Annotated in this window: 12 protein-coding genes; 7 read left to right on the top strand and 5 right to left on the bottom strand. The window is 63.5% G+C overall.

Annotation, left to right across the window (positions count from 1 at the left end; translation table 11 throughout):
* The first annotated feature begins 60 nt into the window (after positions 1-60).
* The 6 genes from KKQ75_RS13120 to KKQ75_RS04850 all read left to right on the top strand — a co-directional run bounded on the left by KKQ75_RS13120 (position 61) and on the right by KKQ75_RS04850 (position 6799).
* Complete coding sequence (locus KKQ75_RS13120; RefSeq protein WP_213360724.1) at positions 61-1173, top strand: YadA-like family protein; 1113 nt, start codon at positions 61-63, stop codon at positions 1171-1173.
* Positions 1174-1251: 78 nt separating this feature from the next.
* Positions 1252-2061 carry an OmpA family protein gene (locus KKQ75_RS04870; RefSeq protein ID WP_213360723.1) on the top strand — a complete coding sequence of 270 codons (810 nt, stop codon included), beginning with the start codon at positions 1252-1254 and terminating at the stop codon, positions 2059-2061.
* A gap of 115 nt (positions 2062-2176) precedes the next feature.
* On the top strand, positions 2177-2920 hold the full coding sequence (gene rlmB / locus KKQ75_RS04865; protein WP_213360722.1) for a 23S rRNA (guanosine(2251)-2'-O)-methyltransferase RlmB: 744 nt from the start codon (positions 2177-2179) through the stop codon (positions 2918-2920).
* 29 nt (positions 2921-2949) lie between these two features.
* Positions 2950-3744 carry an SIR2 family NAD-dependent protein deacylase gene (locus KKQ75_RS04860; RefSeq protein ID WP_213360720.1) on the top strand — a complete coding sequence of 265 codons (795 nt, stop codon included), beginning with the start codon at positions 2950-2952 and terminating at the stop codon, positions 3742-3744.
* On the top strand, positions 3741-4085 hold the full coding sequence (locus KKQ75_RS04855) for a hypothetical protein (protein WP_213360719.1): 345 nt from the start codon (positions 3741-3743) through the stop codon (positions 4083-4085). Before KKQ75_RS04860 ends, KKQ75_RS04855 begins: the two co-directional genes overlap by 4 nt.
* Before the next feature lie 122 nt (positions 4086-4207).
* A complete protein-coding gene (locus KKQ75_RS04850) occupies positions 4208-6799 on the top strand; it encodes a YgiQ family radical SAM protein (protein WP_213360718.1) in 2592 nt (863 codons plus the stop codon).
* Positions 6800-6950: 151 nt separating this feature from the next.
* Here the strand turns inward: KKQ75_RS04850 and fusA are convergent, their stop codons facing one another.
* Both fusA and KKQ75_RS04840 read right to left on the bottom strand, forming a co-directional pair.
* Positions 6951-9014, bottom strand: a complete 2064-nt coding sequence (fusA, locus tag KKQ75_RS04845; RefSeq protein WP_213360717.1) for an elongation factor G — start codon at positions 9012-9014, stop codon at positions 6951-6953.
* A 105-nt stretch (positions 9015-9119) separates the two neighbouring features.
* Complete coding sequence (locus KKQ75_RS04840) at positions 9120-9686, bottom strand: acyloxyacyl hydrolase (RefSeq protein WP_213360716.1); 567 nt, start codon at positions 9684-9686, stop codon at positions 9120-9122.
* 314 nt (positions 9687-10000) lie between these two features.
* Here KKQ75_RS04840 and KKQ75_RS04835 point away from each other — a divergent pair, with 314 nt between their 5' ends.
* Positions 10001-11815 carry a DEAD/DEAH box helicase gene (locus KKQ75_RS04835; protein ID WP_250131006.1) on the top strand — a complete coding sequence of 605 codons (1815 nt, stop codon included), beginning with the start codon at positions 10001-10003 and terminating at the stop codon, positions 11813-11815.
* A gap of 173 nt (positions 11816-11988) precedes the next feature.
* Here the strand turns inward: KKQ75_RS04835 and KKQ75_RS04830 are convergent, their stop codons facing one another.
* The 3 genes from KKQ75_RS04830 to KKQ75_RS04820 form a co-directional block, all read right to left on the bottom strand.
* Entirely contained in the window at positions 11989-12837 is an 849-nt protein-coding gene (locus tag KKQ75_RS04830) for a hypothetical protein (RefSeq protein ID WP_213360715.1), read from the bottom strand.
* 208 nt (positions 12838-13045) lie between these two features.
* Positions 13046-13939, bottom strand: coding sequence for an NAD(P)-dependent oxidoreductase (locus KKQ75_RS04825; RefSeq protein ID WP_213360714.1), 894 nt, complete (start codon positions 13937-13939; stop codon positions 13046-13048).
* Positions 13940-14005: 66 nt separating this feature from the next.
* Positions 14006-15412: a patatin-like phospholipase family protein gene (locus KKQ75_RS04820; protein ID WP_213360712.1), complete on the bottom strand. Its 1407-nt coding sequence runs from the start codon at positions 15410-15412 to the stop codon at positions 14006-14008.
* Positions 15413-15414 lie beyond the last annotated feature (2 nt).

Raw genomic sequence — 15414 nt, 5'->3', positions numbered from 1 at the left:
CTCGGCAAGCAGCCTTGGCGCGCATATGTCCTTCGGTTTGAATTTGTTAAGGAGGAGATCATGAAAACCCGTTCTATCGCAAAGAAATCTCGAAACGTACTGCGCATTGCTCCGATCGTCTGTGGCGTCATGCTGTTGGCCGGGCCTACGGGAGCGATGGCTGCTGATGAATGTACATTTACCTGGGACGGCAACGCGTCGCTGAAAATCAGCGTAATAAAAGGCGCGACGGCTGCGGAACAACAAGCCTGCGTTAATGCCCTGCTGGGCGATGGCACCAGCACCGGCTGGAATTTGACAACGACGACCGGTGAGACTACCACTGGGCCGTCCACCATCATGCCGAATGACACGGTTAATCTGACTGCCGGCACCAACATGGAAATTACCCAGACTACGAGCACCGATGGAAAGACGACTACGGTGACTATCGGCACCAAAAAGGACCTGGTTGCTGACAGCCTGACCATCACAAATGGCCCCATCCTTAATGGGGATGGCATCAATATGAACGGTGACAAGATTACCAATCTGGCGGATGGTGTCAAAGATAGTGATGCGGTCAATCTGGGGCAACTGAAAGACTACACGAATGACTTGACTAAGAAGGGCATGGACTTTGCCGGCAATGACGGAGACACGGTGCACCGTAACCTCGGCCAGACATTGACGATCAAGGGAGAGGCTACCACTGCGGGTACTTACAGTGGCGCCAACCTGAAGACGGTGACCGATCCCCGGACCGGAACGATCAATCTTCAAATGGCGGATTCGCCCAAATTTGGTGAGGTCACCATCAACGATGGAGGCAGCGGCAAGATTACCGGTGTTGCGCCCGGAGAGGTGTCTCCCACCAGCAAGGAAGCCATCAACGGCTCGCAGCTGTACCAGACCAACCAGGCCATCAACAACCTGAACCAGCGCTATGACACCCTCGACAAGGAAGCACGCGCAGGTACCGCCAGTGCCATGGCCGCAGCGGGTCTGCCCCAGGCCTACCTGCCCGGCAAGAGCATGGTAGCCATGAGTGGTGCCACCTACCGTGGCGCCACCGGTTTCGCGCTGGGTGTGTCCACCATTACCGACAACGGCAAATGGGTGCTCAAGGGCAGCGTCAACAGCAACAACAAGGGCCATGTCGGCGCCACCGTGGGTGCCGGATACCAGTGGTAATTGCCTGATTCCTGTCCCGGCCTGTGCCGGGGCAGGATGCCGGATATTCTTTGAATCAACACATTGAAGGGATTTGTGATGAAAAAGCACACAAGCATCAAATGGGTTGCCACTGGCATGGCACTGGCTGCACTGGGTCTGGTGGGCTGCACCTCCACGGTGAGCAAGGGAGTGAACGACCAGGGCCAGGCGCAGGAAGTGGTCTTCCCTGATCTGGACAAGACTTCCGGCGTGCCGGAAGGCATCTTCCCCAACGTGGAGAACATGCGCAAGATCGGCCCCGGCGTTACCAAGGATGACCTGTACTACCTGATCGGTCGCCCGCATTTCCGCGAGATGAAGGGCGCCCGCGAGTGGGACTACGTCATGAAGTTCCGCGAGTCGGTCAACGGCCCGGTGACGGTGTGCCAGTACAAGGTCATCTTCGATGGCAACATGAAGGGCCAGTCCTTCCACTGGAAGCCCTCCGAGTGCGCACGCTTTATCGGTGGCGTTCCGGTTGCTCCCCGCGTGATCAGCCTGAAGGCCGATGCCCTGTTTGCGTTTGATCGCTACAGCCTTGCCGACATGCGTCCCGAAGGCCGTGCCGAACTGGACAAATTGGCTGGGCAGTTGAAGGAACTGGGGCAGGATGCCCGCATGAACATCGTCGGTCACACGGACCGCCTGGGCAGCGATGCCTACAACCAGCGCCTGTCGCAACTGCGTGCGAACACTGTGCGTGAGTACCTGATCGCACAGGGCCTGCCGGCCGGCAATATGCGTGCCGCCGGCATGGGCGAAAGCCAGCCGGTGGTGCAATGCTCGCAGCGCAACCGCACCGAGCTGATTGCCTGCCTGGCACCCAACCGTCGCGTCGACGTGGAAGTGTCCGGCATCCAGCAATAAGCACCGCGTTTGAGCTCCCGTCAGGGTGGGGGAACCACCCTGGAGCGGTTCATTCCGCATGCAGATCCTTGGATCGCATGCGGTTTTTTATTGCCCCAGCGGCGATAATTCCAGCATGTCCTCATCCCACAAGATTGTTTTCGGCTTCCACGCCGTCGGCGTGCGCCTGAAGATGGCGCCCGAGTCGGTGCTGGAGGTGTTTGTAGACCCCAGCCGGCGCGATGCGCGCATGCGCCAGTTCATCGAGCGTGCCAAGGAGGCCAGGGTGCAGCTGGTGGAGGCCGATGGCCTGCGCCTGTCGCGCCTGAGCGGCAGCCACGGTCATCAGGGCGTGGTGGCGCGCGTGAGCGAGATCCAGCTCAAGCAGTCGCTGGACGACCTGCTCGACAGCCTCGACGAACCGCCGCTGTTGTTGGTGCTCGACGGCGTGACCGATCCGCACAACCTGGGCGCCTGCCTGCGCGTGGCCGATGGCGCCGGTGCGCATGCAGTGATTGCGCCCAAGGACCATGCCGCCGGCATCAATGCCACGGTGGCCAAGGTGGCCAGCGGGGCGGCGGATACGGTGCCGTATTTCATGGTGACCAACCTGGCGCGCACGCTCAACGAGCTCAAGGAGCGCAATATCTGGATCATCGGCACCAGCGGCGATGCTGACAAGATGCTGTACCAGGTCGATATGCGCACGCCCACGGCCCTGGTGCTGGGTGCCGAAGGCCCCGGCATGCGCCAGCTCACGCGCAAGACCTGTGATGAACTGGTCAGCATCCCCATGCAGGGCGCAGTGGAGAGCCTGAACGTGTCGGTGGCCAGCGGCGTCTGTCTGTACGAAGCCCTGCGCCAGCGTTCGTTGCCCTGAGCCACCCGGAGTAGTAAAAGGAGAGCCCCATGCCCTTGCAGGAAAAAATGCAGAAGGTGCGCGGCTGGATCCAGTCGGCCCAGCGCGTCGTGGCGTTGACTGGCGCCGGCATCAGCGCCGAATCCGGCGTGCCGACTTTTCGTGATGCGCAGACCGGTCTGTGGGCGCGCTACAAGCCCGAGGATCTGGCGACGGAGGCGGCCTTCCGCCACGATCCACAGCGCGTCTGGGATTGGTATGCCTGGCGTCGCGAGCTGGTCGCCAACGTGAGCCCGAACGCGGCGCACCATGCGCTGGCCGAGTTTGGCAGGCAGCATCCCGGCCGGCTGACGCTGGTTACCCAGAACGTTGACGGCCTGCACCAGCAGGCGGGCAGCGAGGATGTGCTGGCCCTGCATGGCAATATCCGGCAGGACCGCTGGCTGCGTCCCTGTCCGCGAGAGCGTTTCTCCGAGCGCGATTGCGAGCCGGCCACCGCCACGGAAGGGCGCCCGCCCAAATGCGATGTGTGCGGCAACCAGTTGCGTCCGGCCGTCGTCTGGTTTGGCGAGGCGCTGCCCGAGATTTCGCTGTTCCGTGCCGACGAGGCGGCGGGCAATTGCGACCTGATGCTGGTAATCGGCACCTCGGGTCTGGTGTATCCGGCGGCCGGCCTGGCCGATGTGGCGCGCCGCGCCGGTGCGCGCGTGGTCATCATCAACACCGGCCCGACCGAGCTGGATGACCTGGCAGACTGCGGGATCCGCTGCAAGGCAGCCGAATGCCTGCCTGAGTTGCTGCTGGGTGAGACACGGATGGGCGTGACAGCAGAGGAGGGCGTATGACATTGCGACAGGTGTGCCTGGCGACGTGCGTGGCTGCGCTGGCCCTGGCTGGCGGATGCACGCAGGAACAGCAGAACAAGATCAGCCGCGACATCCAGAACTGGACGGGCACCAATGGCGTGCTCGAGATCTACGCGGGAGACAAGCTGGTGCGCCGCTTTCTCAAGATCGACAAGATGAGCACCGCCATGGGCACGGATGATAGCCGCGCGCGTAACTACCGCTTCGGTTACGGTGTGCTGGATGAAAACCTGAATTTCGTGGCCGACCCGAACGAACGCAAGGTGTATTTCGAGATCAGCGATTACACCAACATGGTGTTTTTCGAGAATCCGCGCTAGGGGCTGCAGGGGCCGTGAGGAGTACGGGTGGTGTAGCAAAACCGCTGCGCATGGCCGTGCCCGCGCAAGGGCGTTGCCTGCTGCAGCTGGCGCCAAAACCCGCCACAAACTAGAATGCGCGCATGATTGCTACCAGCGCCCGCAGTATTTCGCGCGCCTCTTCTTCCCGTTCGTCAGCCAAACCCCTCACCAGCTACAAGCCCTTCTGGGCCAGGCGTTTCGGCACCGCTCCTTTCCTGCCCATGAGCCGTGCCGAGATGGAGCAGCTGGGCTGGGACAGTTGCGACATCGTCCTGGTGACTGGCGACGCCTATGTCGACCATCCGAGTTTCGGCATGGCCGTGATCGGCCGTGTGCTGGAGGCGCAGGGCTTTCGCGTCGGCATCATCGCGCAGCCGGACTGGCAGAGTGCCGAGCCGTTCAAGGCGCTGGGCAAGCCCAACCTGTTCTGGGGCGTGACGGCCGGCAACATGGACAGCATGATCAACCGCTACACGGCTGATCGCAAGATTCGCAGCGACGATGCCTACACGCCAGGCGGAGCCGCGGGAAAGCGCCCGGATCGCGCGGCCATCGTCTACAGCCAGCGCTGCCGCGAAGCGTACAAGGACGTGCCCATCGTGCTGGGCGGCATCGAAGGCAGCCTGCGCCGCATCGCGCATTACGACTACTGGAGCGACAAGGTCCGCCGCAGCATGGTGGTGGACAGCAAGTGCGATCTGCTGCTGTACGGCAATGCCGAGCGCGCGCTGGTGGAAGTGGCGCATCGCCTGGCGCAACGCGAGCCGGTGGAGAGCATTACCGACGTGCGCGGCACGGCTTTCGTGATGCGCAGCAGCCCGGAAGGCTGGCAGGAAATCGATTCCACCGAGGTGGACCAGCCGGGCAGGGTGGATGCGCATGTGCATCCCTACCAGACCACGGGCGAGCGTGCGCAGGAGCAGGCTTGCGCTTCGTCGCAGCAGGCAGGCGAGCAGGTGGTGCGCGTCGTGCGCCGCAAGAATGCCAAAGGCCTGAACGCGGATGCTCCGTCGGCAGAACCCATGCCCATGCAGACAGCTGCAGACCAGAATGCGTATCGTCCTGCGGTGCAACTGCAGCCAGGCGCGGTTGCTTCCAGCGCCACACCATCAGGAGCAGATCAACCGCATCGCGTAGCCCCGCCTCCGCGCGAGCGCAGCGTGATCCGTCTGCCGAGCTACGAACAGGTCAAGGCCGATCCGGTTCTGTACGCGCACGCCAACCGTGTGCTGCACCTGGAAACCAACCCCGGCAACGCCCGCGCGCTGGTGCAGGCGCACGGCGAAGGCCACACCGCACGCGACGTCTGGCTCAACCCGCCGCCCATCCCGCTCACCACCGAAGAGATGGACTGGGTGTTCGATCTGCCGTACGCGCGCAGCCCGCATCCGGTCTATGCCGATGAAAACGGCCGCCACGACGGCGCCACCAAGATCCCGGCCTGGGAGATGATCCGCTTCTCGGTCAACATCATGCGTGGCTGCTTCGGCGGCTGTACCTTCTGCTCGATTACCGAGCACGAAGGCCGTATCATCCAGAGCCGCAGCGAAGACTCCATCATTCGCGAGGTGGAGGAGATGCGCGACAAGGTGCAGGGCTTCACCGGCGTGGTGAGTGATCTGGGCGGTCCCACGGCGAACATGTACCGCCTAGGCTGCAAGAGCAAGGAAATCGAGGCCGCCTGCCGCAAGCCGAGCTGCGTCTACCCCGGCATCTGCCAGAACCTGACCACCAACCACGATCCACTGATCGCGATCTACAAGCGCGCGCGCAAGCTGCCGGGCATCAAGAAGGTGCTGATCGGTTCCGGGCTGCGTTACGACCTGGCGGTGAAGTCGCCGGAGTACGTGAAGGAACTGGTGCAGCACCACGTGGGGGGCTACCTCAAGATTGCGCCCGAGCATACCGAGCAGGGGCCGCTGTCCAAGATGATGAAGCCGGGCATCGGCACTTATGACCGCTTCAAGCAGATGTTCGAGAAGTACAGCAAGGAAGCGCACAAGGAACAGTTCCTGATTCCGTATTTCATTGCTGCGCATCCGGGCACCAGCGACGAGGACATGATGAATCTTGCGCTCTGGCTCAAGCGCAACGGCTTCCGTGCCGATCAGGTGCAGACCTTTTACCCGAGCCCGATGGCCACTGCCACGGCCATGTACCATTCGCGCTTGAACCCGCTCAAGGGCATTCACCGCCCGGATGGCCCGAATGCCGACCGGGCCGAGGAGGTGGATGTGGTGAAGGGCGAGCGTCGCCGCCGCTTGCACAAGGCCTTTCTGCGCTATCACGATCCGAACAACTGGCCCTTGCTGCGCGAGGCGCTCAAGAGCATGGGGCGTGCCGACCTGATCGGCAATGGCAAGCAGCATCTGATTCCGACCTGGCAGCCGCTGGGAGACGGGGGCTACCAAAGCCCGCGACGCACCAACTCGACGACGGGGACAATGCCCGGAAAAAGGGCGACTGTGGCCACTCCGGCCGGGGGCGCCACGACGCCCAAGCGCGCCAGCGTTGCCGGCAAGCCTGCCAAGGGAACGCTGCTGACCCAGCATACGGGCCTGCCGCCACGCGAACTGGGAGCGAAGGCGCCCGCTCGGCAGGGTCGGGCTGGCCAGACCGCACGCACGCCGGATGCGCGTACGCGCCTCGACGCCAAGCGCGGCAGTCCTGTCGGGCGTGGCAAGCGCGGATAAGCCGAAGCGCAGGCCTGCTGCGCGCTCCATTGGTCCAAAGGATTGCTGCTTGATGCGCAGCCCGCAACGAAGCGGCCTGTCACAGCAAGGCTAACCGCTCAAGTTCATCCATCAGGCGCCAGAAAAGCTGGCGCCTGACTGGTGCGAACCCTCAGTCCTCGTCCTGCACCTTGTACTCGGACACCAGTTGCTGCTGCACGTTCGGCGGCACGATCTCGTAGTGCGACAGCGAGACCGAGTAGGTGCCCTGACCGGCCGTCATGGCATGCAGGCGTGCCTGGTAGCCGGCAATCTCGGCCAGCGGCACCTGTGCCTGCACCACCATATTGCCCAGATTGGCACCGTCGGTGCCGGTCACCATGCCCCGGCGCGTCGACAGGTCGCCCGTGATGGCGCCCACGGCGCTTTCAGGCGCAGTGACCTGCATCTTCGCGATCGGCTCTAGCACCACGGCGCGGGCGGCGCGCATGGCTTCCAGGAAGGCCTTGCGGCCGGCCGTGACGAAGGCGATTTCCTTGCTGTCCACCGGGTGGTGCTTGCCATCATGCACCACCACGCGCACGTCGACCACCGGGTAGCCGGCAATGGCGCCGGTTGCCAGCGCTTCGCGCACGCCTTTTTCCACGGCGGGAATGAACTGGTAGGGAATCGCACCGCCCTTGACTTCGTCGGCAAACTCGAAGCCGGCGCCACGCGGCAGCGGTTCGATGCGCAGATGCACCTCGCCGAACTGGCCGGCGCCGCCGGTCTGCTTCTTGTGGCGGTACTGGGCCTGCGCGCCCTGGGTAATGGTTTCGCGGTAGGCGATGCGCGGCGGCTTGGTATCGACCTCGAACTTGTACACCTCGCGCATGCGGTCGAACATGACGCGCATGTGCAATTCGCTCAGGCCGTAGATGATGGTCTCGTTGGTGGTAGCCACATGCTCGATGCGCAGACACGGGTCTTCGGCCACCAGCTTGCCCATGATTTCCCACATGCGCTGCTCGTCGCCACGGCGCTTGGGCGAAATGGCCACGCCATACACCGGCACCGGGAAGGGCAGCGGGGCAAGGCGCAAATGCGCGTCTTCGGCGGCATCATGCAGCACCGCATCGTAGTGCAGTTCGTCTACCTTGCCGATGGCGCACAGGTCGCCGGGGCCGGCCTGGGGCACCTCAATATGCTCCTTGCCCTGCACCAGGAACAGGTGTCCCACCTTGAACGGCTTGCGGCCATCACCGATGAACAGCTGGCTGTCGCGGCGGATGGTGCCCTGGTGCACGCGCAGCATGGCGAGCTTGCCCACGTAGGGGTCGATGCTGATCTTGAACACCTGGGCCAGCACATGGGCGGCCGGGTCGGGCGTGGCGTGCTCGGGCACGGCATCGTCGCCTTCGCCGCGCAGGAAATCGGGCGGGTTGCCTTCGGAGGGGTTGGGCAGCATCTTCACGATGATGTCCAGCAGTTCGGCCACGCCGGCTCCGGTGCGGGCGGAGACGAAGCACACCGGAATCAGGTGGCCTTCGCGCATGGCCTGTTCCAGCGGAGCATGCAGTTCGGAGGCGTCCACATCACCTTCGTTCAGGTAGCGTTCGACGAAGTCGCCATCCACTTCCACCACCTGTTCCACCAGGTTCTGGTGGGCATCGGCCACCGCACCAAAGTCGCTGTGGCCTTCGCGGTTGAAGAAGCAGTCCACTACCTTGCTGGCACCGGCGTCGGGCAGGTTCAGCGGCAGGCACTCCTTGCCGAAAGTCTGCTGGATCTGCTGCAGCAGGGCGGGCAGGTCGGCATCGGGGGCGTCGATCTTGTTGACGATGATGATGCGGTCGAGCTTGCAGCCGGCGGCGTACTGCATCAGGCGCTGCGTCATCGGCTCGATGCCCTTGGCGGCGTCGATCACGATGGCGGCGGTTTCCACCGCCTCGAGTGCGGGCAGGATCTGGCCGGCAAAGTCGGGCAGGCCGGGGGTGTCGATCATGTGGATGCGGGTGTCGCCGCATTGCATGTGCATCAGGGACGACTGCAGCGAATGCTGCGCCTTGATTTCCAGCGAGTCATGGTCGCTGACGGTGCTGCCGCGCTCCACGTTGCCGGCGGAGGCGATGGCGCCGGCTTGCACCAGCAGGGCTTCGGCGAGCGTGGTCTTGCCACTGCCCACAGCACCGGTCAGCGCCAGGGTGCGGATGTTGTCAGGGGCGATGGAAAATGCGTTACTGGAAAGTGTCGTCATAGTGCTTTGCTCCTTATAATTGCAGCATAGCACCGGCGCAGCGCCTTCCCGAGGAGAAGGCACAGGATTTGTTGATGCAGAGTGACTCCTGCACGGCGAGTCACCTCAAAAACTCTGCTGGTAATACAGCACGCCAAAATTCACGCCTGGATTAGGCTTTTTGATGCTGGCGTTCGAAATATGCTGATAGCGTAATCCGACGGTGTGCCGTGCGTTCTGCCCCCACTGATAGCCCACGCCGATCATGTCCGAAAACTGGAATGCCGTGGATACCGTCTTGTCGGCCGTTACCTGCGTGCGCGACAGCAGGCGCAGGCCGATGGAGGTTTCGGCGAAGAAGCGCCCCTGCTCTGGCGGCGTGTTGCGGTACAGGCGCAGCACTGGCGAATAGCCGACCTCGAACACATCTTTGTGCTGCTTGACCAGCCACTGCGAGGCGGTCACTTCGTGGCGCAGGTCGAGATGCCAGTTGCGGCCTTGCCAGAGCGGTTCGGCGGAGTGGTCCCAGCCCAGCACCAGCCCGACCTTGGCCACATCGTCATCTACTGCGGAGCCGGCGACCAGGCCAGCATCCAAGGCATGGGCCTGAGAGGCCATCCCGGATGCGCCCAGCAGGAACAGCGTACAGAAAAAAATGTTTTTGGATCGCGTAAACCTGAACGTTGCGTGCATACGGGATTCCTTTCCATGTGGCAAGAATTATAGGCCTGTCACTTTGCGCACAACGCAAGCGTCCGATGTGCCAACAAACAACGTCGAGAAAAATACTTGGTGAAAACACCAATCTGAACGATAATCCCATCTCTTTGGCGAGCACGGTGCAAAATGCCCGCGCCATTCGCAGTACATCTCCCATCTAGCACCTCAGGCCACTTGGCCTTCTCCCACATCTTTCGTGGTGAATGCTGTCAGACGGTTGATGCACTTTTTCAACCCTGACACACGCAGCCCGCAACGGGTTTTTTGCGTGCGTGCGAGTAAAAAAAATGACTCAAAACCAGACCACTGGGGCTGCCGCATTGGCGCAGTCCGAATCTTCCATGGCCGATGCCGCGCTGCAGGCCATTTCCGAGACCAACAATTCCATTCCGGATCCGCATCTGCATGCGCCGCTGGCGGCTGACGCCCTGGCGCCGGTAGCCGACGGCGACAATGGCTTCGTCAAGCTGGGCCTGGCCGAGCCGCTGGTACAGGCTTGTCTGGACCTGGGCTACACCCAGCCGACCGTGGTGCAGAACACCGCCATCCCGCTGGCCTTGGCCGAGCAGGATGCCGAGGGCCACAACTATGTGGACCTGATGGTGTCCAGCCAGACCGGTTCCGGCAAGACGGCGGCGTTCCTGCTGCCCGTGCTGCACACGCTGCTGGAGCAGCAACAGGCAGCCATCGCCGCCGAGAAGGCCGAGTGGCAGCGCAAGATCGACGAGGCCATCGCCAACGGCGAAGAGCCGCCGAAGAGGCCGCGCCGCAAGAACCCGACCGACCGCCGCCATTTCAAGGCGGCCACGCCGGGCGCGCTGGTGCTGTGCCCCACGCGCGAGCTGGCGCAACAGGTGGCGCATGATGCTATCGACCTGGTCAAGCATTGCAAGGGCCTGCGCATTGCGCACGTGGTGGGCGGCATGCCCTACGCCGTGCAGGTGGCGCGTCTGCAGAACGCCGATCTGGTGGTGGCCACGCCCGGCCGTCTGCTGGACCTGCAGCGCTCCATGCAGATCAAGCTGGACAAGGTGCAGTTTCTGGTGGTGGACGAGGCCGATCGCATGCTGGATCTGGGCTTCCAGGAAGACCTGGCCGAGATTCACCAGCTGACGGCCGACCGCCGCCAGACCATGATGTTCAGCGCCACGTTCGCGCCGCGCATCCAGCAACTGGCTGCGCGCGTGATGCGTAGCCCGCAGAAGGTGCAGATCGATTCCCCGCAGGAGAAGCACGCCTCGATCGAGCAGAAGCTTTACTGGGCCGACAACTTCGCGCACAAGCGCGCCATGCTGGACCACTGGCTGCGTGATCCTTCCATTGAGCAGGCCATCGTGTTCGCCAGCACGCAGATCGAGTGCGACGGCCTGGCCGAAGACCTGCAGCAGGCCGGCTTTGTTGCCGTGGCGCTGCATGGGGCCCTGAGCCAAGGCCTGCGCAACCGCCGCCTGATGGCGCTGCGCCAGGGCAAGGTGCAATTCCTGGTGGCTACCGATGTGGCGGCGCGCGGTATCGATGTGCCCAGCATTTCGCACGTGTTCAACTTCGGCCTGCCGATGAAGGCAGAGGATTACACGCACCGCATCGGCCGCACCGGCCGTGCCGGCCGCAGCGGCATCGCCGTGACCTTTGCCGAGTTCCGCGACCGCAACCGCGTGTGGGACATCGAGGACTATACGAAGCAGCCGTTCATGACGGCCGTGGTGCCGGGTCTGGAGCCCGAGCAGCGCACGCCGACGCGCCATCCGCCCAAGGGCAAGGGCCGCGCCGGTTTTGGCGGTGAAGGCCGTGGCGGCCGCGGCAAAGGTGGTTTTGGTGGCAACGGTCCGCGCAAGGGCTTCAGCCAGGGTCGTGTGGCCGGTTTCGGCGGCTTTGGCGAAGCGCCGGCTCCGCGCAAGCCTCGCGCCGGTGCCGAGGGTGGTGGCAGCTGGGGCCGTCCGCAACGCGAGGCGGCACACCATGCCGGTCGCCGTCCGGAGCGCCAGGAGTTTGGCGGCAGCGGCCGTCCATCCTTCGGCGGCAACGGCCCGCGTCGTGAAGGCGGTGGCATGCGCGGCGGTGCCATGGCAGCTGGCCACCATTCGGGCAAGCGCGGCCGCTGACAGGTGTCGGGTCGCGCAGGTTCGTGGCCCAGGCAATCGATCACGGGTTGGCCGCCGCAGTTGCCAACCCGGCCAAAAACGAAGTCCTGCTGATTGAACTGCACCCCAAAAGTTGGACACCAACTTTGGGGTGTTTTTCATGGTGTGGTCGAAGCGGCAGAGCCCGGTGCAGCTCAGTTCTGCATGGCCTCGATTTCCATCAGCAGGTTGGAGCGGCAGATGTCGGCCACGAAATAGGCCACCTGCGCCTGTGGGGGCAGTCGCTCGATGCAGATCCGGCGGACCTGTTCCAGGTCACGCGCATGACGCACGTAGACCTTGTACAGCGTCAGCTGCTCCAGACTGGAGCCGGCATTGCGCGCCACGAGGGCGATGTTATCGATGGCGGTGCGAGTTTGCGCCGCAATGTCGCCGATATGCACGGTCTGGTGACCGATGATGCTGGCGGTGCCCGAGACGAAGAAGGGCCGACCGCCCGGCAGCCGCGCAGTGCTGGCGCGGGCAAAGCAGGGCGGCCGCGGGCCGTGATCGGACGGGTAGCGGTAGGCGGCAACCTGGCGCGGATTCTCGACATGCGTGCCGGGGTTGCGGCCTGCGAGGAAATACATGCGGATGCTGTCTCCGTCGCAGCCGATGCCCGTTGCTGCCGGCATATGGCGCGTGGCCCAGGGCATCTGGACCAGATCCTGGTCGTAGGCAGCGGCGAAGGCCTGCGCCCGGCCGGAGTTGAAATCGCGGTACACCTCCAGCCCCTCGCTGTTGGGCTGGTTGATGCGCGGAATGTAGTTCCATATACGCCAGAGGTGCGGGAAGCCGCTGTCCTGCAGCAGCCGGAACAGCTCCATGTAGGCGGCCGCGACTGCAGGCGCACATGCACCCTGTTCGGGCATGACGATGGAGGTGCAGCCCCACAGCACTTCGGTGTTGTGGCGGCAGGCGTAATTTCCGTACTGCAGGGGGTGGACGGGTGTCTGGCTCAGCCAGGTTTCATGCCATTCGCAGCCGTCCGGTTCGGCAGCCATCGGAATGGAAAATCGGCTGGGTGAGTTTGATTCTGGGTTATTTCCATAGACTCCGTTACCGAGAATAAAGCCCTGATCAGGAACAAATACGGAATTGGTTGAATATGTTCCCGATCTATCCACGGAAGGTGTGCCAAGCGGCATGGCGCGATATGCCGCAAGACGGCACGTTAGCAACAAAGGTTGATGGCGCAGATCGGTCATTGATTCATTCCACCCCATTGCGATGCGCCAGTTCCACGAACAGGCCGGAATGGTCGAGTTCGGCCAGCCCGTGGGCAATGGCTTCGCCATACAGTTGCTCCACCAGCGACGCGATGGGCAGCGTGCAGTCCAGCTCTGCTGCCGTGCTCATGGCGTTGCGCATGTCCTTGAGTTGCACATCCATGCGGGCGCGTTTGGCGAAATCGCGCTGCACCATGCGCTCGCCGTGCAGGGTCAGGATGCGGCTGTCGGCAAAACCGCCCATCAGGGCCTCGCGCACCTTGCCCATGTCGGCGCCGCCCTTGGCGCACAGGATGAGGGCCTCGGCAACGGCGCCGATGGTGGTGCCGACGATCATCTGGTTGGCCACTTTCGCAAGCTGGCCGCTGCCAGCCGGGCCTACGTGCGTGGATCGGCCGAGGGGGGCGAACACGATTTGGGCTTCGGCAAAATCAGCTGCAGACCCTCCTGCCATGATGGACAGCGTGCCCTGTTCGGCTCCAATCGTGCCTCCTGACACTGGCGCGTCCAGTGCACGTAAGCCAAGGACTGCCAACTGCTGTGCATGTTCCCTCGCTTCCGTGGGGGCGATGCTGGCCATGTCGATCCACAGGGCGCCGGGACGCATGGCATCGGCCACGCCCTGGTTGAATAGCACTTCGCGCACGACCTGGCCGTTTTCCAGCATGCTGATGAGGATATGAGCCCGCGCGGCGGCTTCGGCAGCGGTGGGGTGGACGATGGCGCCATATTCGGTCAGGCCGTTGGCCTTGCTGGCCGTGCGGTTCCAGACGTGGACGGCAAAGCCGGCCTGGCACAGGCGGCGGGCCATGGGAAAGCCCATGGCACCCGTGCCAAGCAGGGCCAGCACAGGATGATCGGAAGGGGAATCAGTCATGAACAGGAGAAGCGGGGCGCCGCAGGGCGGCGAATGCGGCAATGATAGCGGCTGGATCCGTACGCGTCAGCGCTCGTCGCGTCGCAAGCCCAGCGCCTTGCGCAATTGTCCGAACTCCTCGGACTGGTTCAGCAGGTCTGCCCCCGCGCGCTTGAGCTTTTCCACGGTCGGCCCCGGCAGGTAGAGCGAGGTTGGCACATTCAGCATTTCCTCGCGCAATGCGGAGTCGGCCAGATCCTTCAGTGTGAGGCTGATGAAGTACAACTCGATCGGCTCGCCGCCTTGCAGCTGCACGCGCCGTTCCTCGTCCTTGCGCCAGTTGTCGGCCAGGCGGCGGAACTGGCGCACGCTTTCCTGTGAGTTGCGGTCGATCGGGATGTTGATCAGGGCCTGTACCACCTCGCGCAGGCGCGGCACGTCGGCACTACGGTCGATGGTGGTGTCCATGCGGTTCTGCGCATTGACGTTGATGACCACGATCTTGCGTGTATTGTGCACCGTGAACTGGTCATACAGCTGCTTGTTGCTGTAGAGCTGCGTCATGTCCAGCAGGCTGCGCATGCCGAGGTTGTCCACCAGGCCGCCATCGAGGAGGTGGATATAGGGACGTTTCTCGCGGTTGCCGTAGCTCAGCACATTGTCGAGCAGTTCGCGGCGGGTGGTGGTTTGCAGGGCGTTCGGGTCGGCGTAGAACACGGCCTGCTCCATCTCGCCAGGCACGGCGTAGCCGCAATGCCCGCCGTTGTTGTTGAGCGTGAGGGGCGAAAATACCAGCGGTACAGCGCTGGAGGCCGCCACGGCCCGCGCCAGCGGCAGGGCAGAGAGATCCAGGCAGAGCGGATCGAAGGCCTCCTGCGTGAAATCCAGCCGCGTGCCCGAGGCCATGTCGGTACTGCCGATAACGGTGAACGGGCCTTTGCGCCTGTGCGCCAGATCGCCAAAAGTGGCGTGACGGAACAGGGCCAGGTTCAGCTGTTCCTCCAGCAGGTCACCGCGCCCGAACTGGGGCGAGGTCAGGCGCGACCAATTGGTAATGGTGAAAGCCTTGCGCGCGATATTGCCCTGCAGGTTCTGCTTGAGAAAATCCCGCTCGAAATCGCCGAACATGTCTTCGCCATGCAGCGCGTAGTAGGCAGACAGGATGGATCCGCCGGAAACCCCGAAGGTCAGATCCACCTGGTCGAACAGCCGGTGCGTCTTGCCATTCCATTCGAACTGCTGCCTGCGGAGTTCGTCCAGCACGCCATAGCCCAGCGCCGCCGCGCGCGAACCCCCCCCGGAGAACATCACCACCATGAAGATGTCGTCCGCATTGCCCGGCAACTGCTGGCGCGTAATGGCCTGGCGCAGGCGGTAGCCTTCCTGAGGGGCTATGCGGTCGATGGTTGCCAGCGGCTGGTACTGGACGGAGGCGCAGGCCTGCAGCAGCAGGACCAGCAGCAGGGCGGCAAGCAGTTTGAAGGAGCGGTGCATCA

The organism is Brachymonas denitrificans (assembly GCF_907163135.1).
GTDB lineage: Bacteria > Pseudomonadota > Gammaproteobacteria > Burkholderiales > Burkholderiaceae_C > Brachymonas > Brachymonas denitrificans_A.
The sequence above is the reverse complement of the archived record's forward strand: the minus strand, read 5'-3'. Positions and strand labels throughout refer to the sequence as shown.

Excerpts from the sequence above, each read along its gene's own strand:
- KKQ75_RS13120 (WP_213360724.1), top strand. The coding sequence starts at position 61 with ATGAAAACCCGTTCTATCGCAAAGAAATCTCGAAACGTACTGCGCATT.
- KKQ75_RS04870 (WP_213360723.1), top strand. The coding sequence starts at position 1,252 with ATGAAAAAGCACACAAGCATCAAATGGGTTGCCACTGGCATGGCACTG.
- rlmB (WP_213360722.1), top strand. The coding sequence starts at position 2,177 with ATGTCCTCATCCCACAAGATTGTTTTCGGCTTCCACGCCGTCGGCGTG.
- KKQ75_RS04860 (WP_213360720.1), top strand. The coding sequence starts at position 2,950 with ATGCCCTTGCAGGAAAAAATGCAGAAGGTGCGCGGCTGGATCCAGTCG.
- KKQ75_RS04855 (WP_213360719.1), top strand. The coding sequence starts at position 3,741 with ATGACATTGCGACAGGTGTGCCTGGCGACGTGCGTGGCTGCGCTGGCC.
- KKQ75_RS04850 (WP_213360718.1), top strand. The coding sequence starts at position 4,208 with ATGATTGCTACCAGCGCCCGCAGTATTTCGCGCGCCTCTTCTTCCCGT.
- fusA (WP_213360717.1), bottom strand. The coding sequence starts at position 9,014 with ATGACGACACTTTCCAGTAACGCATTTTCCATCGCCCCTGACAACATC.
- KKQ75_RS04840 (WP_213360716.1), bottom strand. The coding sequence starts at position 9,686 with ATGCACGCAACGTTCAGGTTTACGCGATCCAAAAACATTTTTTTCTGT.
- KKQ75_RS04835 (WP_250131006.1), top strand. The coding sequence starts at position 10,001 with ATGACTCAAAACCAGACCACTGGGGCTGCCGCATTGGCGCAGTCCGAA.
- KKQ75_RS04830 (WP_213360715.1), bottom strand. The coding sequence starts at position 12,837 with ATGGCTGCCGAACCGGACGGCTGCGAATGGCATGAAACCTGGCTGAGC.
- KKQ75_RS04825 (WP_213360714.1), bottom strand. The coding sequence starts at position 13,939 with ATGACTGATTCCCCTTCCGATCATCCTGTGCTGGCCCTGCTTGGCACG.
- KKQ75_RS04820 (WP_213360712.1), bottom strand. The coding sequence starts at position 15,412 with ATGCACCGCTCCTTCAAACTGCTTGCCGCCCTGCTGCTGGTCCTGCTG.